Source organism: Methanocella sp. MCL-LM (assembly GCF_049676595.1).
Classification (GTDB): Archaea; Halobacteriota; Methanocellia; order Methanocellales; family Methanocellaceae; genus Methanocella_A.
Genome location: NZ_CP187259.1, coordinates 2,628,652 through 2,652,442 on the forward strand (window position 1 = coordinate 2,628,652; position 23,791 = coordinate 2,652,442).

Consider the following 23,791-nt stretch of genomic DNA (forward strand, 5'->3'; position numbering starts at 1 on the left):
TCTAACTATCTATCTTATTTAAGGTGAAATTGTGTCAGCTCTGGATAACAAAGCAGTAAGAGGCTACATCCACAAGCTCGTCGGCGACGAAGGCATGGCAGTGGTCGAAAAGATGATCGAGAAAGTCCCGGACCAGGAGGTCACGGACGAGCAGGTAGCCCAGCTCAGCGGCATCAACCTGAACCTGGTGCGAAAAACACTGTATATCCTCTATGAAAACCACCTTGCCATGTACCGCAGGGAAAGGGACAAGGACAGTGGCTGGCTGACCTATTTATGGAAGCTTGACCTGGACAACTCGGTGCACATGCTCAGGAACGAGGCCCGGAAGCTCATCAAGAAGCTGGAGAGGCGGCTCGAATTTGAGAGCAACGAGTTCTACATCTGCCAGGAAGACGCGCCCCACAGGATTCTCTTTGACTACGCCATGGAGACCAACTTCACGTGCCCCGTCGACGAGACCCCGCTGATGCACTACGACAATACAGACGAAAAACAGGCGCTGCGGAACCGGATCGACGACCTGAAAAAGATCCTCGTGCAGTGATGACGATCGCTAAAGCGATGAAGCCTGAAGAAGCGTTAGCCCTTTTGAAAAAGTACGGAGCCAGCGACAGCGTAATCGATCACGTCAAAGCGGTCAGAGACTACGCTCTGGAGCTGGCTGACCAGAACGACTGCGACCGGGAGCTGGTCGAAGCCGGCTCTCTTTTACACGATATCGGCAGGTCCAGGACTCACAATATTGATCACGCCATCGTCGGCGCCGCGATTCTTCGGCGGGAAGGCGTGGAGGAGAGGATCGTCAGGATCGCCGAAAGACATGTAGGCGCAGGCTTAACCAGAGAAGATGCAGAAAGCCTCGGGCTGCCGCCCGGCGACTACATCCCGAAGACGATCGAGGAGAAGATCGTCTGCCAGGCGGACAACCTGATCGGCAGCAAAGACCGGATTTCTATCCACGAGGCCATTGCCACGGCAGAGGAAAAGTGGACGCCTGAGGGCGTCAAGAGGCTGATCCAGTTGCAGTATGAGGTGTTCAGGCCAGTAGAAGTATCACTAAGCGGCCAAGTGTGCGCCGAGGAACGAATCGAAGAGGTAATCGGCGACATGGATGTCCTGTATAAAAAGACTGCTGACAAAGGCAACTATAAACTCGCCCTTTTCGGCCGCGATGCGGCAAAGGCTGCCAGGCGCCTGAAAAAAGTGACTATTCGTCCGCCAGGCTGACTGATCTCGCCCGCCCAAAGTTTCCAGGCGGTCAGCACTTCTTCGGGTATTTCTTCAGATCGGATACCCAGCCTTCTGTCAGGGCGTTATTATAGGTTATTGTGGCAAGATAGGAAGCCTCTTCCATGTCGAAGTTGATATCCTGCGTCTTGCGATCCCCCTCACTCTGGATCGGCACGATTCGCTTGATGCTATCCTTGCCGGCGATTCTCCGGATCCTCTCGACAATCTCATCCCTGACGTCGAAGCGGCTCTCTCCGGTCGGCTGATCAGGCGATGATGACTTTGTGATCTGCACGTTTATCTTTCCGATCTCTTCAAGTCTTCCGGGCATACGTATCCAGATCACAGTTGATCAGCCACAGCATAAAAGTTCACGGCACTATTTTAGTGTAGAAAGAGAAAAGTCCGCAGATATGGATGTCACAGCCGGGAAGCACAGGCATCTGGCCTGCAACCTACTGGATAGTGACGCTTCTGATGCCTCTCAGCTTCTTTAGATCGCTGACCATCTCACCGGGAATCGGATCGCTCGTGATAAGAGTCATAGCAGGGTCGTCCGTGAAGAACGGGTCGTCCGTGACCGCCTGTCGAATACTCAACTTATAGCGGGCTACTACGGTGGTAACTTCATTGATAATGCCCACATTCTGCGCGTTATCAACGCGTATGATAATGACTCCGAGCCCCAGGAGCGGAGCTACATCTTTCAGCGAAGCGATCGAGCGGATGTTCTGGAAGACCCGGCGCAGCGTGTCGTCCTTCAGGATCATCTCCGTCGTGGCATCGACCACCCGGCGATCGACGCCCGCATCTTTAGCGATCTGAGTGTGCGGGATATCGATCTTGCCCGAGACTACGTGGCCTTCGGCGTTGACCTGAAAGCCCCGCTCCAGCAGGAGGCGGACAACCTTCTCCTGCGAGGGCATACCCTTGAACTTATCGACGATTTCGCTCCACATACCACAGACTAATTACAGCGCATAGGTAATAAGCATAATGATATTAGATACTAACCTACGCTGCGCTGTGCCTTAACACAAAGGGCACTAAGGTCACGGAGGACACGAAGGCTATTCAAGGACACGAAGGATGTACCCTTGAACAACACGACTCCTTTGTGTCCTTACTAGACCTTCGTGTCCTTGGGGTCCTTCGTGTCCTCCGTGTTAAAGCGCAGCGTACGCGTTTATCATCAATACACCAGAGGAGACCCGAAAGTCCAGTTTTCCAGTTCCAGCGTTTTCTGCCACAGCGCCTTGCAGTCGCAGTTCAGCTGGTTCAGCACGGCGATGTCCTGGGTCAGCGAATACTTTCTGATGGCGTCCGCAAACTCGTAGTCGCACTTGCCGCAGTTATGGGGTCCCCGGTTCTGACCGGCAGCCAGCGGGTCGGAGGTGATCACAGAGTTCGTTTTATTGTGCACCCGCTTGAATACTTCGACGATGCTCCACAGCCAGGGTGGCCTGTATGCCTTGCGGTAGAACAGCTCATCTACCAGCGTGCCCCGCTGAACATTGCAAAGATTGATCGAGATGGTCTCCGCATACTTAGAGGCGTCGAGTACAGACTGTACCATATCCTCGAGCGCATCCTTTTCAGTCAGGAAAGGCGGCTTCATCATGAGATATGCCTTGGTAGTGAGGCCGTGAGCTTTCGCTACTTCTGCCGCCCGGACAAAGTCCTTGAACAGGAAACCTTTATTTATACTGTTCAGCCGGATGGCGTCATTCGACGTCTCCAGGCCGGTGGCGATCTCCAGCCGATCAACGTGCATTTTTGCGGCAGAGACGATCTTATCGGTCACGAACTCAGGCCTTGTCTCCACAATGACCTTATCAGCGTATAGATTCAGCTCAGAGAGGATTTTATCCCGGACAGGCTCAGGTACCTCTCCAGGGTCGAAAAAGCTGCCAGAGGTGAATATCTTGACAATGCCGTGATCTATCCGGTGCGAGACCGACTCGAACTGCGTCAGAAGATCCTCCGAGGTCGGAGGCCTGGCTGCTGCGTCGGCGATATAGCCGCACATAGTGCAGCCGCCTCTGAGGCCCCAGTAGCATCCCCGGGTCTGGAAGATGATAGTGTGAGACTTCGTCGGCACGCCGTCCAGCAGATCTTCCCCGGTCCAGAAAGCGGCGACCTCTGTCGGAGATTTTTCGTTGATCTTCTGCCTTTTCCGCTGCTCTTTCATGATGTCGCTTAGCGTCATTTTACCGGCTCCACGTGCTTTAATTCGACAGCCATGCCACGGCTGGCTTCAACCATCTCTCTCCCGCTCATCTTCGCCCTGCCAACGCCTGTCGCCTTTTTCCCGATGATGAAGACGTCATCACCGGGCCGTATCTGCGGGTCGGCGTTGACAACACCGGGCGCCAGGATGCTGCCTTTGGGCAAGAAGTCGGTGATCTCCACATAATATTGATCCGTCATTTTCATGCGCCTGGCTCCCTCGAGCGTCAAAGTCAGCGAGCCATACGCCGGATTGATGGTACACAGCTGCTCTCTGCCGTCGAACAGGGTCATCCTTGGGAACTTGCCTTTCACGATGCCTTTCTGAGGCACGAGCAGGTCTCCCCGGCCCTTTCCGAACTCGTAGTCGGCCATCTTCCGGAACATGTCCAGCAGGTACTGCTCGAAATTCCTCGACGGGGGAGCGATCTCATCTACCGCCAGCTTTACCTGGTCGACCAGAGCCCGCAGGGATTCGTCGCTGCTGACCTTGCCGGTGCTGGTAAAGATCATTTCCCGGTCCGCCTGGGCGCAGACTTCTACATAAGGGCCCTCGACGTGGGCGATCACCCGCTCAAAGTTGTTGTTATCGATGAAATCCCTGAGACAGCCGGAAACCCAGTGTCGTTCCTCCAGGTCCCATACTCCCGTAACAGCCACATCATAGTGTGCAGCCGGGTAGACCAGCTCCAGTTCCCTGGGCACCACGCCCATGGGCGACGTCAGGATGACTTCCCGGACGTACCGGCGGTACTTGCCCAGCGCATTAATGATCGCCATGTGAGACTGCGATGTCGAATAAGGCTTCCTCGCAGAGCAGGGAATGATAAGCAGGATTTTACCGTCAGAGCTGAACCGCTGCCTTACACGATCTGCGAACCTGCGGATTTCCACCCGGTTCTGGGACTCGGCGGAGCACGCCAGCAGTTCGGAAGACCGGTAGGTGGGAGTGCGGGACTCAAGATAGCTGTATTCAGCGTCAGCCAGCCTCATCAGGGCTGTCAGCCAGGGCTTGGACCTGCACTGTTTCTCCACATACTCGCGTAGCATGCCGTTCCGGATATGGATTTTGACCCGGCTGATCTCTTCCCTGAGCTTTGCCCGGTTATGTGATGCAAGGAGTTCGGGATCAGATTTTTCACCGCCCGCAAGTTTCGAACAGGCTTCACAGGTACAGGGCAGTTCGGACAGATCTTTAACTGGATACTCCCCATCCGGTGTCAAATACAGGCCCTGGTAGGCCTTGATCGTAGTGAACACATCGTCGACCACGTCGGCCCCGAGATATATTAACAGAGCTACGTTTTCAGGTGTGGCCAATGCTGGCACATAAAGGGCGGTATCCGGCTTTGAGGAATTACGGATATTAATGATGCTGTGAAAAAGTGACCGGGAATCTCCCTCGATGGAGCGCACTCCGGATATAACGTACATGTCAGCACCTGAGACCACTTTTTCAGGGTTCGCTACTACTGCAGCCGGAGTCTCTGAAGTAATATCGGGGTGCTGATATAGCTTGACGATATCAGGATTAACTTTTGGTGACAGACCCACATAGGGCTGTACTACAAACTGTTCTGCAGTTCCTGAAGCGGAGCTGTGAACCCACATATTGCCACCATTGACAACGAGATCTTCACCCTTTGCAGGACATAATAAGTAAGGTGTTTCTAGCCCACCCCTTACTAACATTTTACCTATCCTGGCAGGGCCATCTCTTGCGGTGACTTCGAAGAATCTGGTCAAATTCTATCTCCCTGTTTCAACCTTCAATAGGGTTACAACGAATATAACTTTTTGGAAAGTGGCTGCAGCATTAGTTGATAAACAAGCGCATTTTCGCTATTTCCATGGGTAACATACATTTAAATATTTTTATAATATTCGCATGTGAATTTCATATGGCACAGAAGGGAAGCAAAGGCGAAATGACCGTGAAGGAAGCCGGTAAGAAGGGTGGCGAAACCACCAAGCAGCGCTATGGTGAAGGCTACTATGAGAGCATCGGCAAGAAAGGCGGCCAGAAAGTAAGAGAATTAATCAAAAGGGGTAAGGAAGCTACGGAGAAGTAGGCTTCCTGCCTCTATTTTAAAACTTAGATTTTTAAAAGTGATAGCTGTTGCTATTGCTTAAGTAAGAGTGAAATAACTAGTGTTTTTTGTTGTGTTGTTGGTGGGTTGGCAGCGTGGTATGGTTCCCAGGGACTCGCGTACCTTAGTACAGCATACTACGTGACCAGGCTTAACTTCCGGGTTCGGAATGGGACCGGGTGAACACTGGTGCTATGGCCGCCAAAACCCACTAACATGACAATGAAAGGAGTTTATCAGCCTAATACTGATTAACTTATGGTTGAATATGGTTTCTGTGTAAAGTTCGTGTTTCGCTCTGGATTTCGCTTTGGAATGCAAACTACATCAAGTATAATATTTTAGAGTAGTTTTGCTTGAGTGTGGGACCCGTGTAACAATATCTTTGTTTGGTGATTGTTTTTTGGCGGGTTGGACGTTTAGTGGTTGCAGGCTGAGCACCTCGTTACCTTGGTGCGTACACCTCAACTCTATCAAACCAATCTTTTATTGGCGTCCGTATGAAAGTCTCTTTTCAGGGTGTTTTTCGGGCTTAGATGCTTTCAGCCCTTACAACTTAGCGCGTGGCTGCCCAGCGATGCCTTGTCAGACAACTGGTAGACTAGTGGCGCCGTTGCCTTGTTCCTCTCGTACTAAAAGCAACTTCCCCTCAGACTTTCTTGCACCCCTAACAGATAGTAACCGACCTGTCTCACGACGGTCTAAACCCAGCTCACGATCTCCTTTAATAGGCGAACAACCTCACCCTTGGCAGCTGCTGCACTGCCAGGATGGAAAGAACCGACATCGAGGTAGCAAGCCGCCGGGTCGATATGTACTCTTGCCGGCGACGACTCTGTTATCCCCGGGGTAGCTTTTCTGACATCAATAGCCCTCACTTAGAAGGCTTAGTGGTTCGTTAGGTCCGACTTTCGTCTCTGCCAACCTCATTATGCGGTTGCCAGTCAAGCCAACTTATGCCCTTACACTCTCGGTCGAGTTTCTGACTCGATTGAGTTGACCTTAGAGCGCCCTCGATATTTTTTCGCGGGCGTGCCGCCCCAGCCAAACTGCCCACCTATCGGGGTCCTCATCTCTGAGTTAGGGTCGTAGCCCAAGAAGGGTAGTGTCTCATGGTTCCCTCCACCAAGGCTAGCGCCTTGGCTTCGACGGGTCCTACCTACGCTGCACATCCAGGACCACAACCCAGCGACAGGTTGCAGTAAAGCTCCACGGGGTCTTCACTTCCCATTAGGGGTCCCTAGACTCTGCACTAGGATGTAAAGTTCACCGGCGCGTGGCCAGGGACAGTAGAGCGCTCGTTGATCCATTCATGCAAGCCGCCAATTAAGCGGCAAGGTACTACGCTACCTTAAGAGGGTTATAGTTACCCCCGCCGTTGACAGGCCCTTCTTCCCCTTGAACGAGGTTTTCAGGTACCTGCACTGGGCAGGATTCACTGATCGTACTAGACCTTACGGTTTGGCGATCAGCTATGTTGTTATTAGACAGTCAGCGCTCCCTCGTCACTGCGACCTGCCATCTTCATGGCAGGCACCCCTTATCCCGAAGTTACGGGGCTAATTTGCCGAATTCCCTTGGCCACGGTAAACCGACACGCCTTAGTCTTCTTAACTAGGGGCACCTGTGTCGGATCTCGGTACGGTTCTTGCATTCCCTTTTCATGGGCTCCTGGCGTGGCACTTCTTACGTCATCACATGTTACCCAGCTTCTCACCATTACGGTTCTCCACCGGGGTATTAGCTTGAACACACAGACGAGTGTGCAAGTGTTAGCCTGAAGCGTTGGTTTTAGCATGCAAGAGTACAGGAATATTAACCTGTTTCCCTTTTGACACACTCCGGTTAAGGTGTATCTTAGGACCGACTAACCCTCGGCTGACGATCATTGCCGAGGAAACCTGGCCCTTTCGGCGGCAAGGATTCTCACCTTGCTAAGCTGCTACTAATGCCAAGATTTTCGTTTGCCAGAGGTCCACAGGACTTTACAACCCTGCTTCCACCCTCTGGTAACGCCTCCATACGCGATTACATTTCTGTACGCCTGGGTCTCGGTTGTAGACTTGAGCCCCGTCCATTTTCGGGGCCCCAAACCTCGACTGGTAAGCTGTTACGCTATTTTTAAAGGGTAGCTGCTTCTAAGCTCACCTCCCAGTTGTCTAGGGCTTGGGACGCCCTTCAGTGTTTACACTTAGTCTACAATTAGGGACCTTAACCCAGGTCTGGGTTGTCTCCCTTACGGACTAGTAGCTTACCCACCAGCCCGGACTGCCCACAGTCTACGGCGAAAGCCGCTTTGGAGTTTGACAAAAGGACGAGCAGTTTCCCGCCCGGCTCCCTTAATCAGTGCTCTACTCGGCCTTCAACCTCGTGTGAGGTCATACTTCGATATGTTTCTGGAGGAACCAGCTGTTTCCAAGTTCGATTGGACTTTCACCCCTAGGCGTAGGTCACGGGAATGATTTGCACGTCAAAACCCCTAACGATCCTCCACGTAACTTTCGTTACGCTTCAATCTGCCCACGTCTAGATCACCTGGTTTCGGGTCGTACCCTAATGACTCCACGCACTTGTATACGTCGCTCCTCATTACTTGCGAGCATGTTGGTTTCCCTTCGACTTCCTCACTACTGAGTTAGCCTCGCCACTCGAGTACACTCCTTGGCCCGTTCTTCAAAACGTACGACAAAACACTGGCAACACACGTCATACAGCAACCTCGCGGTTGTTTCTTTCCGTGTGAAGATCCTTTCATGCCTTGTCCCTCCATCGCCGTCTCGTTTCAGGCTCTTTTAACCTCCCTTCTCAGGGTGCTTTTCAGCTTTCGATCACTCTACTATTGCGCTATCGGTCTCAAGATATGTTTAGCCTTGGAGGTAAGTGTCCCCCAATTCCCGCGAGATTTCCGACCCACGGTACTCAAGCACACGCTACAACCACTCTGCAGCGACAACGGGACTATCACCCTCTATGGTACCCCGTTCCAGGGGACTTTGTCTTATGCAGAGCCGGTTTAAAAAGCGGGCTTAAAACACCACATCTCCCAGTTCCTTACGGAAAGGGATTCAGTTTAGGCTGTGCTGTGTTCACTCGCCGTTACTAACAGCATCTCTAATTTGATTTCTTCTCCTGCCCCTACGCAGATGTTTCAACTCAGGGCGTTCCCAACCCTTACGGGTCAACACAAAAAGTGTTAGGAGTTCCTATTAGGAGATCCACGGATCAACGGTTCCTTGCGCCTCCCCATGGCTTATCGCAGCTTGGCACGTCCTTCTTCGGTTCTTGAGCCCAGCCATTCACTAGACGGCATAGCAACGCCAAAAGACAATCGGTTTACCGAATCTCATCTCTTTTCGCAGTTAACTACGTTAATATTATTACTTGCTTGTACTGTTTACATTCCAATACAGCGTCCAGAGCAAAATTCCTTTACACAGCCTCATCGCCCACAAACTGGAATGAAGACCATCTATTATTATGATCCCCTATTCATGGACATCAACCCTTCCCACCAAGAATTACTCATAGGTGGTGCATCGATCATCTGAGATTATTAGATGAATATGAACTTATGATACGATTATCGCAGCGGATCCTATTATCGCCCGACTGCGAGCACCCTTTAAGGCGCACATACTATTTAAGTATTACGCATGATGGGTAATGGACTTGCTGGGATTTGAACCCAGGGCCTCCGCCTTGCAAAGGCGGCGCTCTTCCAACTGAGCTACAAGCCCCATTTGCAGGCTTTACCTGAGGGGTATTCCCGCAAGCATTATTACACGTTTGATTGGTTGTTTATCGACTCCCTGGTTAGTGATAAATCGTCTTGTCGATTACCCGTTGGGTAATCATCGTTCTCTAAGAGAACGTCGTTAGGAGGTGATCCAGCCGCAGATTCCCCTACGGCTACCTTGTTACGACTTAACCCCCCTTACAGAGCATGAATTCGAGCCTTTCAATGAAAAAGGCCCTCATTCAAACCCCACTCGGGTGGTTTGACGGGCGGTGTGTGCAAGGAGCAGGGACGTATTCACCGCACTGTTTTGAAATGCGATTACTACGGATTCCATCTTCATGAGGGCGAGTTACAGCCCTCAATCCGGACTAAGAACTGGTTTAAGAGATTGACCTCACCTTTCGGTGTCGTTACCCATTGTCCAGTCCATTGTAGCCCGCGTGTAGCCCGGGATATTCGGGGCATACTGACCTACCGTCGACCACTCCTTCCTCTGACTTAGCGCCAGCGGTCTCCACCGTGTACTCACCACCCCTTGCGGGGCGTGTTAGCAACAGTGGATATGGGTCTCGCTCGTTGCCTGACTTAACAGGACGCCTCACGGTACGAACTGACGGCGGCCATGCACCTCCTCTCAGCTAGTCCGGCAAGGTCTTCAGCCTGGCCTTCATACAACTGTCGATCCCGGTAAGCTGTCCGGCGTTGAGTCCAATTAAACCGCAGGCTCCACCCGTTGTGGTGCTCCCCCGCCAATTCCTTTAAGTTTCAACCTTGCGGTCGTACTTCCCAAGTGGCTCGCTTCACGGCTTCCCTACGGCACCACAACAATTCACGATTGTTGTGACACCTAGCGAGCATCGTTTACGGCTAGGACTACCCGGGTATCTAATCCGGTTCGTGCCCCTAGCTTTCGTCCCTCACCGTCGGACCTGTTCTGGTAGGACGCCTTCGCCACCGGTGGTCCCCAAAGGATTACAGGATTTCACTCCTACCCCCTGAGTACCTCCTACCTCTCCCAGTCCCAAGCAATGTAGTATCCCCTGGCCGCCCAACGGTTAAGCCGCTGGATTTCCCAAAAGACTTGCAAAGCCGGCTACGGACCCTTTAGACTCAATAATATCGGCCACCACTCGAGCCGCCGGTATTACCGCGGCGGCTGGCACCGGTCTTGCCCGGCCCTTGCTAACCACCGTTTTTTAGACGATGGGACAGACACCCAATATGAGTATCACTCGATGTTCCCCTATCGCAGTTGCCTGCATTGTAGAGTTTTCGCGCCTGCTGCGCCCCGTAGGGCCTGGATTCGTGTCTCAGAATCCATCTCCGGGCTCTTGCTCCCACAACCCGTACGGATTACAGGCTTGACGGTACGTTACACCGGCAACAACCTAATCCGCCGCAGACCCATCCAAAGGCCCCGGAAGTTTCAACCAAACCACCAATTCCAGTAGGCTTGATTTATCCGGTATTATCCCCAGTTTCCCGGGGTTATCCCGGACCTTTGGGCAGGTTGTCCACGTGTTACTGAGCAGTACGCCGAGGCCATGACGCCTCTCGACTCGCATGGCTTAATCGAACACCGATAGCAGTGACCTCTGGCAGGATCAACCAGAATTCAGCACACTAAACTGAGCTTTAATTCAAAGCAAAGATCCAAACCAAAGAGAAGTCTAAACTATCCATGGATATATTTCAAGGAATTAGTTACGTTACACCAACACACTTACCATGTGCATGTACACACACTAATTACTATTCAGACATTTCATTTGATTTGATGACACAAACAACGTATCACCAACCAAGGAAATATCGAACAACCAACCAACATCAAAGCCACGACCACACCCTATAAGAGTACGTCTCTTGGCTCCTCATGAACGTTATCATTTTCCCGCATTGCGCGGGAACACACATATGCTCATCTTAGTATATATAGTTTTGCATTCGACGATTCATCGAACGAAAACAACGGGCATATGCACCATGATATACGACTATATCATGCCATTCAAACTCGCACTCAAGCGCTGTATCACAGCACGTTTCGTGCGGAACATCATAATGCCACACTTAGTATTTATAGCTTTTTGTTCATTGTTCGAATGAACGAGTTAAGGCATTACAACGACCATGATATACGCTATATATCATGGGAATCTGACATTTTTTGTCACACGCCAACCGGCTGTTTACCAGCATGTTTCGTGCGGAACATCTCAATACCGCACATGGTATAAATAAATTACGGCAGTAATAGGTAATTCAGACGGGTAAGTAGCTCACCCGTCCGTGCACACTTAGTATTATTCACCAGGCAGGTTGATCGAACCTTCATATACCAGGCCTCGTACAGAGTCTACGGTTATATTGCTCCCGTCCTGGAAGATTCTCGTAGCATTTTTTATGCCCACCACGACAGGGATATTGAGCTCTCTGCCAATGATAGCAGTATATGAGGTCAGGCCAGTTTCTTCTGAGAGTATCGCACGCGCCCGCTTTACATCGTCGATGTGATCAACGTCGACTTCTTTGATGACAGCGATGTTGCCGCTGCGGATGTTCTTAAAATCAGAGGGAGACTTGATAACGACAGCGGTGCCTTTTACGATCTCCTTGCCCACCCCGATGCCTCTGGCAAGCTCCTTCGCCACAACGTGAATCTTCATGATGTTAGTGCCGCCCGGTATACCCGTCAGCACACCAGCGGTGATCACCACAAGATCTCCATTCTTGATGTAGCCCTTTTTCATACAGGCATCGACGGAGTCCTGAATTAGCTCGTCGAGATTTCGGGGGCTGCCGATTAGCAGCGGTATGACCGCCCACGAAAGCGTGAGCCTGCTCACCACTTTCGGATCGTTGGTCACCGCCAGAATAGGCATCTGCGGCCGGTACCTGGAGACTTTCCGGGCTGAGTAGCCGGTCTGCGTAGCCGTGATTATTGCCTGGGCTTTGAGCACCCTCGCAGACTCGGTCGTGCTTAAGGCTACCGCATCCGTCATCGATAGCGAAGGTTTCGGGGCTTTCGCCGCAATGGCGTGCTTGTAGTAAGTAGAATCTTCGGTGTACTTCGCTATCCTGGCCATGGTTTCGACCGCTTTCAGGGGGTATTCGCCGAAGGCGGTTTCTCCCGATAGCATCAGGGCGTCAGTGCCGTCGAAGACAGCGTTGGCAACGTCCGTCGCCTCTGCCCGGGTCGGTATAGGGTTCCGGATCATCGAATCGAGCATCTGGGTGGCCGTGATCACCGGTATTCCCCGGGCGTTACACTTGGATATGATCATCTTCTGGACTATGGGCACTTCTGCCATGGGAATTTCTATGCCAAGATCGCCCCGGGCTACCATGACGCCGTCGACGATGTCCAGGATTCCGTCGATGTTCTTGACGCCCTCGTGCTTCTCTATCTTGGAAATGATCGGAATCTCGGCATCCCGGTCTTCGATTTTTTTCCTCAGTTCCAGGACGTCGTCAGGCTTGCGGACGAAGGACATCGCTATCATGTCTACTTCCTGGTCGATGCCGAAGTCCAGGTCTTTGACATCTTTTTCGGTGATCGAGGGAATCCTGATCGTGCTCTGGGGCAGGTTGATGCCTTTTTTGGATTTCAGCTCTCCCCCTCTGACCACTTTAGTCCTGATTTCGGTTTCGGTCACTGCGTCCACTTTGAGCTCGATCAGCCCGTCGTCCAGGAGCAGGCACTGGCCGGTGCTTACCGACTGGGGCAGTTCCTTGAAGGGAACATGTACTTCCCGGTGGTCTCCCGGGACGTCCCTGGTGGTCAGAGTAAAGGTCTCGCCCGGCTTCAGATCAGCCGGCTGCGGCAGGGTGCCAATCCGGATTTTAGGGCCCTGCAGGTCCATCAGTATGCCGATCGGCCGGCCTATCGCCTCTGAGACCATGCGAATATTTTTTATCGTCTGGGCTGTATGCTGGTGATCTGCGTGGGACATGTTCAGCCTGGCTACGTTCATTCCGGCGACGGCCAGTTTTTCCAGCATGTCCTGGCTGTCGCACGCCGGGCCGATAGTGCAAACGATCTTGGTCTTCCTCATAACACCGTGTCCTGATCTCTCTCGTATCCTGATTTAGAGCTGTTTTCTTATAAGAATATAAAATGAGTGGCATATAATTTTTATTGAGCAGGACGCCGCCAGCAGGGATCTCACAACTACAGCTACGGATCGTTTATCCTGCCTTTTTGGACCACAGGCGGACCAGGATCAGCAGAGCGAAGAGGAGCGTGCCCCCTGCGAGGAAAACCAGGTGTAGCGAACTTCCGGCAGCTATCCTGGCCACGAGAGGACCAAGGAGCCCCGTCGCCACAGCCACGGTAGCGGACAGTCCCAGAGCCGCCATTAGGATCAGGGCTACCGGAAACATGTTTTTCCGGATGGCCGTTTCAACTTCGCCCCGATCGGCACCCCGGGCAAGAAAGCCCGACCGGAGGACAGTCATCTCCGCTACCGAACCGTGGGCGAGAGTACATAATGTCAGCCCAATTCCAGCGACGAGGATAACTGGCGCCGGCAGGCTGCTCGAGAAAACCCTGAAACCCCCGGGGATAAGGAGGCTGAGCAGGTCGAGCCTGGAAAAGTAAAGGACAGAGGGAAGGTACAGCGCCCATCCGAGGCAGATCACGTTCCCGCTGCCCGTCCCCAGGATACGCCCGAGAAGGATGGCAGAGATGAGAGCGCATCCGATCAGCGAAAAGATGTTTCCGGGGATGAATGCTAATGTGCCGGAGAGGTATGCGCAGAAGTCGTTTGAGACGAACGTGTACAACGAAATTAACAAGATGACGCCCGCCAGAGCGACATCCGCTACACCAGCCATCGAGATATGTTCGGAGACCCTGGAAGAAATCTCTGCGGGTGAACCTGATATTTTACTCATATCTTTAGTTCCCCCTCATTTTTCGCTTCAGCCCGAAGGTCATGATCTGGAGCAGGCTATGAGACTGTGGGTTCCATGGTACTACAAGCGCCCCAGTCTTTCGGATGGCCCTGACAGGGCTCGCGTTGCGGAGATCGACCAGGGCTGCGCTGACCTGCTCTACTTCCCCCCTAACCGAGAGGCTGTGGCCCTGAATATCGAGGACCATCACCGAAGGAGAAGCGTCTCTCCCCGGGGCAAACTTCCGCATCGATCGAATGCCTCCGGCGAGATCGGAGGCGTTCCGGGGCTCGATCATGGTGATGACGATGAAAAGCGGGCTGGCGCCGGCAAGGTGTCCTCTGACGGACTCTACGGCCCCTGTCAGAGTGGGCGGCGTCCCGGTATCCGGGGAGACTGCCAGGACTTCCACTTCCACCAGCCGCCGGGCGATCAGGTAGGACTGCCTCCGCCCGGTGTCGGGCAACACCGGTTCGTTGCAGTTGTAAAAAGAGATACCCACCCGGCATTCCCGGGACAGGTAGAACCGGGATATGCCCAGGGCTGCCTGGACTGCGTACTCGAACGCGTTTTCTACGGTTGAGCCGGCCTTCATCCATTCCCTCGCATCGAGGAAAATCCAGGCGGTTTTTCGGCCTTCTTTCTCAAAGTCGTTGACCAGGGGGGCGGTGTCCGGGGCTTGCATGACCCTGGCCGTCGCCCTCCAGTTAATGGAATGGTAGGGATCGCCGGGAGTATACTGGCGAATTTCCCGAAAATCGGTCAGCTTCATGCCGGTCCGGCACTTTGCGTCCAGCGGCAGAGGTAGCATGGAAGAGATGGTAGACTCCGGTATCCTGCGAATGCTGGCTGGCCGGGGCCTGACGGTGAGCTGCATGGTACTAACACCAGGTTTGCTTTCGGTCTGCTCCAGCCCCGAGAAGTGTATCGATTCGATAGCGGCAACCGGGACCTGGTAGACTCCCCGCCTCGTGCAGACGAGGGAGTATTCGATAGGTACTTCGAGACGGCCGAACCCTTTTGCGTATACATGGTAGTTGTTGCCTCCGGCGAGGCTGAAATGCCCCGGCAGCTCGTCGGATACTACCACTATGCCCAGGCCGTTCTCTACAATGGCAGGGTGCCGGATCGTTATCGTGTCTCCGCTCCACGCAGATTGAGATCCCGTTTCCGGGATAGTGATACCGGACGGCTTATTGAGCGATGTCGACAGGACCAGGTAAAATAGTACTATAAGGGAGAGATAGACGAAGATCATGTTCGCCATGGCTACTCCGGCAAGCAAAAGCAGGAGGAAGAAGGCTACAGTCCGGTACGTCAGCCAGGAAAACATGCGCTCTCCGGTTTATTTCCTCATGAAGTCCCGGGGAGGCTCGATCCCCGACACGATTTCGGATACGATGCTCTCCGGCGTCACTTTGCCCTCGATCTCGTACTCGATCTTCAGCAGGATGCGGTGCCCCAGCGCTTCCCGGACGAACAGCTTTACGTCGTCCGGCGTGACGAAGTCTCTGCCACACATGGCGGCCATCGATCTGGACACCTTGAGCAGGGAGAGAGCGCCTCTCGGGCTCGAGCCGACCTCGACCGCCGGATGCTCCCTGGTAGCCCGGACAATGCGGCTGACGTAGTCTATAATCTGATCGTCCGCGTATACCATATCTTCTACCAGGTTCTGCATGCGGATGAAAGTCTCCTGATCGACGGCGGGGCTGACGATATTCCGGGGGTCGTCTGTCTTCCACTTGATCCGCCTGCGGAGAATCTCGCTTTCCAGCTCCAGTGTCTGCACATATCCAGTGGACATCTTCAGCATGAACCGGTCGAGCTGGGCCTCCGGCAGCGAAAATGTGCCTTCCAGCTCGATGGGGTTTTGCGTCGCGATGACGAAGAAGGGCGGCTTCAGCTGGTGCAGGACACCGTCCACGGTCACCTGCCGTTCTTCCATGGCCTCGAGGAGGGCCGACTGGGTCTTCGGCGGGGACCGGTTGATCTCGTCCGCGAGGAGGATGTTGGTGAAGAGAGGGCCTTTCTCGAAAGAGAAGCCTGCCTGCGGGCCTTTCCACACCCGGGTGCCGGTGATGTCCGAAGGCATCAGGTCAGGCGTAAACTGGACTCTGCCCCAGTCGCACCCCGTCGTGCGGGCGAAGTTTTTGACGAGCAGGGTCTTGCCCAGCCCAGGATAGTCCTCAAATAGCACGTGCCCGTTAGCCAGCGCTGCCGCCAGCAACTTCTGCACGATCAGCCGCTCGCCGACAAAAACATCCCCTACGGTATCGACTATCCTGTCGGATAGCTCCCTAAATTCTCTAAGATCCATTACATCCCACCTGAGTGATCTCTAACGTTGACTGCTATCGGTTCTTCGGTGATGGAGCTCTGGCCGATCGCAGCCGAGACGGTCGACACAAGCTTACCTGCCAGGGCCAGCCTTCCGGCCCGGTTCTTTTCTGCAACGTCCCCCGTTGCCCATTTAAAGGCGACAGCCGGCTCGGGCTTGTCAGAGTAGCCGACCAGCTCCGCGAGGACGCCCTCGATGACTTCAGGAGGGGTTTTATTTTCCAGCATGACCGTTGTGACGTATATGATCAAGCCCTCCTTTTTTCCGCCTTCGACGAAGCGTTCTACCGCAGCATGCGCCGATTCGATACTGCTCCGATCGTATGCGATACGCTGCACCAGCGATTGCAGATCGCCAGGTTTCCTGGCCTGGCTCACGGACCTGACAAACCCGAGCGTCCGGAAGCCTGCCGAGATTAGCACGATTAGGACGACGCCCCATTCCAGCGCAGATATGCCCAGAGGCATAGCAGCTACTAAGATAGGCCGTAGGTACTGGTTATACCCGAGAAGCAGGGTGCACAGTGCCCCTATGACCCAGGGTATTTCCGGGCGGCTGAAATAGTCCCCTATAACGGCCAGGTATTCGCTACTGTGGCCCTGCAGCAGCCTCAGTAGTAACGCCAGGGCTGCGACGATGAAACCGGCAAACAGCATCCACCCGACGGGGACGCCATCTGGCAATCCCATCGCGGCAGGCGTGACCAGCGTAAGAATACCTGCTGCAATTGTCAGTATGGTTAAAAACAGCGTCTTTGCCTGATCCGAGACGGAGGCCGCAACAACAGTCAGGGCAAAGGCAGCCCCCGTGAAGAACAGGGGTAGGGCCAGGCTACTGAGCCCGGGAAGTGCGCCCTGGGTGAACGTGGCAGTTGCGACGAAACAGGTCATGGCCAGGATTAATAAAGATCGAGAGATCGGGCCGGCCATCCGCCCGGCGAGGACCAGCCCTGCTGCGGACGATATGAAGAGCAGAAGAATTGCGACGATTCCCGGCAGGTATAGAAAGGACAGCCAGCCCGACAGCCCCGGAACCACACTTAGAGGGCCGATCGTAATGGTCAGAAGTATGGCCGGGACAGCGTACGCTGCAAGGTAGACGACGAGGTTTTTAAGAGTGCTTGTAGTAATCTCTGCTGTTTCTATCCGGCTTTTTTCTTCGGTCATATTTTCAGCTCCTGCACAGAGATGTAAGATGTGACATACTCTTTGCGTCCCACTGTATGCGTGCTATAGTTAGCGATCTCGAACGTCGATACCGCCCGATCCAGGCTGCCCTGGTGCTCCCGGGAAAGCCGGGCAGAGATCGCCCACTGCATTTCCCGGGGCGTGGCGTCGCCGGGAAGTGTCTCCGACTGCGCCCTGACGGAAGCGTAGAAGCTGTTGAAAAGGCGGACGATCTCTTCCCGGTAATCTACAATTCGGACTGTAGATGCCGCGAGGACTTCGGAGTCGGCCTTGACTGTAAGTAGATGTTCGCCTTTGCCGGGCAGCACCGAGGAAAAACCGGCCCCGGCCTCTATCCGGACTTCGTCGATCTGCTCTCCATCCACGAAAAGCCCGAGCGTGGTATGGCAGTTCTCAGGCCCGATCAGTCTGATGTGCAGCGGCTCCCCGACTCCCCAGACCGCCGGCAGCGGGCTTTCGATGCCTTCGAACTCGATCCTGTACCCGGTTTCCGGCCCCTGGACCGGGCGGTCTGCAGTCCGGGCCTGAACTACCGGCACCCTGTCGCCCCGGGGCTTGCGGACTTTCCCGAGAATCAGGCAGGCTGCCACGATGAGGATTGTTAAGGCGATAGTTGCAATGACGGCGAGCACGATCGGTAAAACCAGCCCGGAGAGCCAGTCGTATAAGGGTTTTTCCGTGACAGTCACTTCTCTGGCTGCCGAGCTGCCGGTGAATCCGGCATTACCGCCAAAGGTCGCCATCACCGTGTGGTTACCCGCAGAAGAAAACGAGACGTTAGCCCTCCCCCGGCCCTGTTCGTCAGTGACGACGCAGGTAGAGAAAAGGCCCGTACCGATCGTGATAGGTATGCCTGCCAGCGGCTTGCCCGAAGCGTTCTCCACGAGCACTGTGCTGACCTGGAACTCATCGCCTGCAAGAGCCTCTGCAGGCAGTTCAAGGTCCAGGAGAGTTTCGATCTTTTCGGGGCCTGCAACAGGCTGCCCCGCCGTCACGGGAACATCGGGTTCCGGGGTAGATGCGCCGTCAGGAAGCGCATCGTGGCCGGCTGAGCCGGAGCTTCCGGGCTCGCCACCGCTGTTCGTGCCCGCACCTGCGCTGCCCGGGCTGCGCTCGCCGACATTGTCAGGGCTGAGCAGCGATCCGAATCCGGGCATCTGTACCCGGACATCGATCAGCTGAAAGGAAGCCCCGAGCAGTGTCGTCGCCACTAAGACAATGATCAGTATTGCCGCAAGCTTCCCTGTTTCCTTCATGCTACCCGTATGCTGGTCAAGGACCAGCCCCCGCCCTTTCAGTTACATATGGCGAACCGAGTATTATCTTTACCGGTCAGGCGCCAGCTCGCCCGGAGCAGGTAGAAGTTTAGTGCAGACAGGCGAACAATAACTTTTTATTACTTATCGCAGGCTATTGGTAGATCATGAAGTGCATTGTCACCGGCGGTGCCGGTTTTATCGGAAGTCACCTCACGGATCGCCTCCTCTCGGAAGGCAACGAGGTCACCGTCGTGGATAACCTGTCCGGGGGAAAGCTCCGGTTTATCGAGCACCACATGGATAAGCCCGGATTTTCGTTCGTCAACGAGGACCTTTCCAAAGACGGCCTGATCAGCAGCGCCTTTGCCGGTGCAGACATGGTCTACCATTTAGCGGCGAATCCAGATGTGCGCTCCGGCGTAACGGATACCAGGACGCCGCTGACCCAGAACATCGTGGTCACCTTCAATGTCCTGGAATCGATGAGGGCGGCAGGTGTCAAGAAGATCGCGTTCACCTCCACTTCCACTGTGTACGGCGAAGCCACCGTAGTGCCGACGCCGGAAGACTACGGCCCGCTGATGCCGATATCACTGTACGGCGCTTCGAAGCTCGCTTGCGAGGCGCTGATCAGCTCTTACTGCCACACGTTCGACATGCAGTCGTGGATTTACAGGTTTGCCAATATCATCGGCAGCAGAGGCACCCACGGCGTCATCTTTGATTTCATCGGCCGCCTCAGGGCCAATCCGGCCAGGCTGACCATCCTCGGCAACGGCCGGCAGTCGAAGTCTTACCTGCACATCAGCGACTGCGTGGATGGAATGCTCTTTGCGGTGAGAAACTCCAATGCCCCGGTAAACATATTTAACATAGGCTCGGATGACCGGTTCGATGTTACTGGCATCGCCAGAACGGTCGCTTCTGAGATGGGACTGCAGAGCGTGGAGTTCGAGTACACCGGAGGAGACCGCGGATGGAAGGGAGACGTGCCCTTCATGACGCTTTCGATAGCAAAGCTGAAAGCCCTGGGCTGGAAGCCCGTCCACAACTCTGAAGAGAGCGTACGGCTCTGTGTGAAAGAGTTGCTCTCTGAGTGAGAGAGGGCTACGCGAGGTGTAATCGTGGAACAAAATAAGAAGGACAGGCCAAGCAAGAAGGAGAAGCAGATAGACGAAAAGATCGACGCTTACCGCACCAAGATCAAGGATTCGGAAGACCTCAAGCTCCGGAGCGAGGTTTTTGACACCGCTACCCTGAAAGCCCTTTACACCTTTGCCAACAAAGGTATCATCAAGGCCATGGGCGGCGTCGTGTCCACCGGCAAAGAGGGAAACGTCTTCCACGCGATCGGGGCAGAGGACCGGGAGATCGCGATCAAGATCTACCGTATTGCTACCAGCGATTTCCGGAAGATGGAAGATTACATGCTGGGCGACCCCAGGTTCGCCAACATCAAGCATACGCAGAAGGGAATCATCTTCGCGTGGACCCAGAAAGAGTTCAGAAACCTCCAGCGCGCGGCGGAAGCTGGCGTGAGGGTACCGGCGCCCATGGAGGCAGACAGGAATATCCTGATCATGGAGTTCATCGGTAAGGACGGCATACCAGCGCCGCGGCTGCGAGACGTAAAACTCGAGGAGCCGGAACATATTTATCGAACCATCGTCAGTTATATGGTAGCGCTTTACCAGGAAGCAAAACTGGTTCATTCGGACCTGAGTGAGTTCAACATACTTCTATATGAAGATGAACCAGTAATAATTGATATGGGCCAATCCGTGTTGCTTGATCATCCAATGTCTCGGGAGTTCCTGCAGCGCGATGTCAAAAATGTCGTACGGTATTTTAATAAGCTTGGCGTCAAGTGCGACGAGGACAGCCTCCTGGCTGAGATAACGACTAAGAAGTGATATCATGCAAGAGCACATCAAAGTCCCCCAGGACCGGATCGGAGCGATCATAGGCGTAGAGGGTAAGATCAAAGAACTACTGGAGAAGAAATCCGGCGCGCACATCGAGGTCGACAGCGAGTCCGGAACAGTAGTCATCGACTCCGAGGAAGGCGACCCGTTCAAGGCGCTGAAGGCCAGCGAGACAATAAAGGCAATAGCCAGAGGCTTCAGCCCCGAAAAGGCCCTCAAGCTCCTGGACGTCGAAGACCTGATCCTCGATCTGATGGACCTCTCCAAGATCAGCGATGCTCCTTCCGACCTCATGAGGATAAAAGGCCGGATCATAGGCCGGGGCGGAAAGACCCGGGAGATCATCGAGTCCATGACCGGCGCCAAAATATCCGTCTATGGCAAGACGATCAGCATCATCGGAGATGCCGAACAGATCATGACCGTCCGGACAGCGCTGGACATGCTCATCGACGGCGCCCCCCACGGAGCGGTATACGGCTACCTGGAACGCCGCCGCAGGGAACTCAAGCAGTCCCAGTTTGACTCGATTCAGTAGAAAAACATCGTTTTTGTTCCATAGTTGGCCACCGACTAACCGGTGGCCACAGGACAACACTTTAAAAGTTTTACTTAGGCTTCTTGCCACAGCCGCAGGTGTCGCACATCTATTTCACCTCCATGTCTGGCAGTATAAGCTGGTTATTATATATCAAGAAATAGATGTATTAAAGAATCCTTAAATTTTCCAGTGTTCATAGCGGAGTAAAGAAGAAAATTCGGAAAATTTAACGAGATTTCATCGAAATAGCATATAAATTTGTAATTACACGGTCTGTCCAAGCAAAAACCATATGACCGAGAAGCGATAAAACCTGTATTGAAAAAGGGTGTCGACATGGAAATTAGTATTGAGATGGCACTGTTCATGGTCGCAATCGTATGGTTCTTACTGGTGACAATCATCTTCCTGACAGTGGTCAAAGTCAGCCTGGAGAAAGATGAGGTCAATAAGCTGAAGGAAAAAGTGGACCTCTCCCAGAAGAAGCTTAACGAGATCCATAAGAGGATTGGAAGCCTGGATCAGAAATAAGGCAGAGGGACCTCTGGCCTTTTTTAAAATCAGCCGCCCGGATGATCGGGCTGGCCTAATATTATCCGATATACTTATCTTCTGCAGCAAAGTCCTTGGGAATCTGGGACTGCTCCATTTCCTTGATCTTGGTGATGATCTTCTCGATCTCCTGCGCTCGCGCCTCGAGTTCCTTTGTGTCGATCTCGATGTTCAGCGCCTTGCACAGCACAGTCGTGACGGCCTGAGCACTCTTGGGATCCACGAGATAGCCGGAGGTTTCGCCCATGAAGCAAACGCACTCCATACCCCTGAGCTCGCCCAGCCCGAGAATCAGCCCGGATGCGCCGATGATACCACCCGACAGCTCGCCTTCGTTGAAGATGGCCCCGTAGGATTTCACTTCCTCGATGATGTCCGGCTTGTTGGTCGCGTAGAGCACGTGAGGTGTCTCAATCAGCTTACCGGTGCCGTAGCCGCCCAGCGTGTAAATCCGGCGGACTTTGTACCTTTCGGCGATGTCGAGGTAGATGCCTGCCAGCTCGTAGTGCCCTTCGTTGGTTACGCTCTGGTGATCGCCGACAAGGATAATCATGTCAGGGGTAGTCTCGTTACCCTTGTAGAAGTACAGCTCGTTGCTGACCAGCTTGATCGTCCCATCCGGGTTCACGTTGACCTGCGGAGGCAGGTTCGGAGAGAATATCTCCATGAACTTTTCGGCCTTCAGCTCGATGATCAGGTGGTCGGCTACAAGCTTGCCGACAAGCCCGATTCCGGGCAGGCCCACGATCATTACCGGGCTTTCGGTTGCGATTTCCCGATACTCAACAACGGTGGTCTCGATCATAAGAATACCTCGTTAAAAAAGATGTTAAAATTTCGCTCCTCTACGGCGATATTTGCCGTAGGGATCGAGCGGAGAAAAACGGGCGGGCACCGGGTTGACGGCTTTGCCGCCGCACTCGCAAGTATCCTTTAGGGTATACCTGCCACAGCGCTCGCATTTTTTCATCTTGGTCTTCATGAGATTGACTTGGCCTCTTCCATGTGCCGGTGGTACTCGCCTTCACCTTCGTGCTTTTTCACGAAGTCGATAGCTGCCTTGGCCGCCGAGGTCAGGACCTTTTCAGCCTTCTTGTAGTCGGGCGCTATCACGTGAATGCGGTATCTCGGTGCGCCGACGTAGGAGACATCGACGGTAACACCTTCGCCGCCGTCAATGGAGCCGGCAGCTTTCAGTGCCTTCTTGATGATCTCGACGCCGTTGGAAGTCGGACAGAGCAGGTCGACGTAACCGGCGATATCGACGGACGGAACTTTGACGTTCTCGCCAGCGATGCGGTTGATCGACTCGGCGATGTTCTGCGGAATGCCAGCCTTGACCAGGCCTTGCGGTCCGCCGCTCTGCACCACTTCTTCGAAGACGGCGTAGAGGTTGCCGAACTCTTCCCGGATGTGGTCTTCCAGATCCTCCAATTCTTTCGGCTGGAGCTTGGTCTCCTCAGCCACGAACTGCAGCCACTTTAAGGCTTTCTGGTCGTTCTTCCAGAGCTGGATAGTTTCCCGCCGCTGGTGTTCGTTGACATCCTTGAACGACAGGTCGATGTGACCCCTCTTGGGGTTGACATCGAGCACTTTGCATACGATCTTCTGGCCTTCCCTGACGTGGTCACGAATGTACTTGACCCAGCCAGATGCCACTTCAGAGATGTGGATGAGCCCTTCCTTATTATCGTACTCGTCCAGCGCGACGAAAGCGCCAAAGTCAACTACCTTCGTCACCGTGCAGACTACCAGTTCACCGGGGTTGGGCCATCCTTTTACCATAGCTCTAAAAC

At 53.8% G+C, this 23,791-nt stretch carries 19 protein-coding genes, 1 tRNA gene, 3 rRNA genes and 1 pseudogene; 7 read left to right on the forward strand and 17 right to left on the reverse strand.

Translation table 11 applies throughout. From position 1 onward, the window contains the following. The first annotated feature begins 31 nt into the window (after positions 1-31). Both ACPLPM_RS13460 and ACPLPM_RS13465 read left to right on the forward strand, forming a co-directional pair. On the forward strand, positions 32-547 hold the full coding sequence (locus ACPLPM_RS13460; protein WP_424357291.1) for a transcription factor: 516 nt from the start codon (positions 32-34) through the stop codon (positions 545-547). A 17-nt stretch (positions 548-564) separates the two neighbouring features. Then, positions 565-1,038 (forward strand): annotated as a pseudogene (locus tag ACPLPM_RS13465) (HDIG domain-containing metalloprotein); the annotation flags it as partial. A gap of 223 nt (positions 1,039-1,261) precedes the next feature. Here the strand turns inward: ACPLPM_RS13465 and ACPLPM_RS13470 are convergent. The 4 genes from ACPLPM_RS13470 to arcS form a co-directional block, all read right to left on the reverse strand. Next, on the reverse strand, positions 1,262-1,564 hold the full coding sequence (locus ACPLPM_RS13470) for a hypothetical protein (RefSeq protein ID WP_424357292.1): 303 nt from the start codon (positions 1,562-1,564) through the stop codon (positions 1,262-1,264). Positions 1,565-1,688: 124 nt separating this feature from the next. After that, a complete protein-coding gene (locus ACPLPM_RS13475; protein ID WP_424357293.1) occupies positions 1,689-2,192 on the reverse strand; it encodes an amino acid-binding protein in 504 nt (167 codons plus the stop codon). Between the two features lie 233 nt (positions 2,193-2,425). Further along, positions 2,426-3,442, reverse strand: a complete 1,017-nt coding sequence (locus ACPLPM_RS13480; protein WP_424357294.1) for an archaeosine biosynthesis radical SAM protein RaSEA — start codon at positions 3,440-3,442, stop codon at positions 2,426-2,428. After that, positions 3,439-5,208 (reverse strand): archaeosine synthase subunit alpha, encoded by a 1,770-nt coding sequence (arcS, locus tag ACPLPM_RS13485; protein WP_424357295.1) that lies wholly within the window; start codon positions 5,206-5,208, stop codon positions 3,439-3,441. Before arcS ends, ACPLPM_RS13480 begins: the two co-directional genes overlap by 4 nt. A 155-nt stretch (positions 5,209-5,363) precedes the next feature. Here arcS and ACPLPM_RS13490 point away from each other — a divergent pair, with 155 nt between their 5' ends. Beyond that, positions 5,364-5,534 carry an Em GEA1 (EM1) gene (locus ACPLPM_RS13490; RefSeq protein WP_424357296.1) on the forward strand — a complete coding sequence of 57 codons (171 nt, stop codon included), beginning with the start codon at positions 5,364-5,366 and terminating at the stop codon, positions 5,532-5,534. Positions 5,535-5,637: 103 nt separating this feature from the next. On the opposite strand, the gene rrf is transcribed toward ACPLPM_RS13490, so the two are convergent. From rrf to ACPLPM_RS13540, 10 genes are all read right to left on the reverse strand, one after another. Then, a 5S ribosomal RNA gene (gene rrf, locus ACPLPM_RS13495) occupies positions 5,638-5,758 on the reverse strand. A gap of 193 nt (positions 5,759-5,951) precedes the next feature. After that, positions 5,952-8,877 (reverse strand): 23S ribosomal RNA (locus ACPLPM_RS13500). Between the two features lie 339 nt (positions 8,878-9,216). Next, positions 9,217-9,289: transfer RNA gene (locus ACPLPM_RS13505), tRNA-Ala, on the reverse strand. 140 nt (positions 9,290-9,429) lie between these two features. Further along, a 16S ribosomal RNA gene (locus ACPLPM_RS13510) occupies positions 9,430-10,906 on the reverse strand. Together the 16S, 23S and 5S rRNA genes with 1 tRNA gene alongside form the textbook arrangement of a ribosomal RNA operon. 691 nt (positions 10,907-11,597) lie before the next feature. Then, complete coding sequence (pyk, locus tag ACPLPM_RS13515; protein ID WP_424357297.1) at positions 11,598-13,349, reverse strand: pyruvate kinase; 1,752 nt, start codon at positions 13,347-13,349, stop codon at positions 11,598-11,600. Between the two features lie 133 nt (positions 13,350-13,482). After that, the gene (locus tag ACPLPM_RS13520; protein WP_424357298.1) at positions 13,483-14,130 is read right to left on the reverse strand and encodes a hypothetical protein; all 648 of its coding nucleotides are present in this window, start codon (positions 14,128-14,130) and stop codon (positions 13,483-13,485) included. Positions 14,131-14,194: 64 nt separating this feature from the next. Next, the gene (locus ACPLPM_RS13525; protein WP_424357299.1) at positions 14,195-15,523 is read right to left on the reverse strand and encodes a DUF58 domain-containing protein; all 1,329 of its coding nucleotides are present in this window, start codon (positions 15,521-15,523) and stop codon (positions 14,195-14,197) included. A 12-nt stretch (positions 15,524-15,535) separates the two neighbouring features. Beyond that, on the reverse strand, positions 15,536-16,510 hold the full coding sequence (locus ACPLPM_RS13530) for an AAA family ATPase (protein ID WP_424357300.1): 975 nt from the start codon (positions 16,508-16,510) through the stop codon (positions 15,536-15,538). Beyond that, positions 16,510-17,697, reverse strand: coding sequence for a hypothetical protein (locus ACPLPM_RS13535; protein ID WP_424357301.1), 1,188 nt, complete (start codon positions 17,695-17,697; stop codon positions 16,510-16,512). The genes ACPLPM_RS13530 and ACPLPM_RS13535 overlap by 1 nt, the downstream gene beginning before the upstream one ends. Further along, complete coding sequence (locus ACPLPM_RS13540; RefSeq protein WP_424357302.1) at positions 17,694-18,974, reverse strand: Ig-like domain-containing protein; 1,281 nt, start codon at positions 18,972-18,974, stop codon at positions 17,694-17,696. Before ACPLPM_RS13540 ends, ACPLPM_RS13535 begins: the two co-directional genes overlap by 4 nt. A 167-nt stretch (positions 18,975-19,141) precedes the next feature. On the opposite strand from ACPLPM_RS13540, the gene ACPLPM_RS13545 reads away from it, so the two are divergent. The 4 genes from ACPLPM_RS13545 (at position 19,142) to ACPLPM_RS13560 (ending at position 21,974) form a co-directional block, all read left to right on the forward strand. Beyond that, positions 19,142-20,077: an NAD-dependent epimerase/dehydratase family protein gene (locus ACPLPM_RS13545; RefSeq protein ID WP_424357303.1), complete on the forward strand. Its 936-nt coding sequence runs from the start codon at positions 19,142-19,144 to the stop codon at positions 20,075-20,077. A 24-nt stretch (positions 20,078-20,101) separates the two neighbouring features. After that, positions 20,102-20,890 (forward strand): serine protein kinase RIO, encoded by a 789-nt coding sequence (locus tag ACPLPM_RS13550; protein ID WP_424357304.1) that lies wholly within the window; start codon positions 20,102-20,104, stop codon positions 20,888-20,890. A 4-nt stretch (positions 20,891-20,894) separates the two neighbouring features. After that, complete coding sequence (locus ACPLPM_RS13555) at positions 20,895-21,440, forward strand: KH domain-containing protein (protein WP_424357305.1); 546 nt, start codon at positions 20,895-20,897, stop codon at positions 21,438-21,440. A gap of 339 nt (positions 21,441-21,779) precedes the next feature. Continuing rightward, positions 21,780-21,974 (forward strand): hypothetical protein, encoded by a 195-nt coding sequence (locus ACPLPM_RS13560; RefSeq protein ID WP_424357306.1) that lies wholly within the window; start codon positions 21,780-21,782, stop codon positions 21,972-21,974. 61 nt (positions 21,975-22,035) lie between these two features. Here ACPLPM_RS13560 and ACPLPM_RS13565 read toward each other — a convergent pair whose 3' ends face one another. Genes ACPLPM_RS13565 through ACPLPM_RS13575 form a run of 3 tightly spaced genes read right to left on the reverse strand, consistent with a single transcriptional unit; the run spans position 22,036 to position 23,780 of the window. Further along, positions 22,036-22,800 carry a proteasome assembly chaperone family protein gene (locus tag ACPLPM_RS13565; RefSeq protein WP_424357307.1) on the reverse strand — a complete coding sequence of 255 codons (765 nt, stop codon included), beginning with the start codon at positions 22,798-22,800 and terminating at the stop codon, positions 22,036-22,038. A gap of 24 nt (positions 22,801-22,824) precedes the next feature. Continuing rightward, entirely contained in the window at positions 22,825-22,977 is a 153-nt protein-coding gene (locus ACPLPM_RS13570; protein ID WP_424357308.1) for an RNA-protein complex protein Nop10, read from the reverse strand. Next, the gene (locus ACPLPM_RS13575) at positions 22,974-23,780 is read right to left on the reverse strand and encodes a translation initiation factor IF-2 subunit alpha (RefSeq protein WP_424357309.1); all 807 of its coding nucleotides are present in this window, start codon (positions 23,778-23,780) and stop codon (positions 22,974-22,976) included. The genes ACPLPM_RS13570 and ACPLPM_RS13575 overlap by 4 nt, the downstream gene beginning before the upstream one ends. Positions 23,781-23,791: the final 11 nt, after the last annotated feature.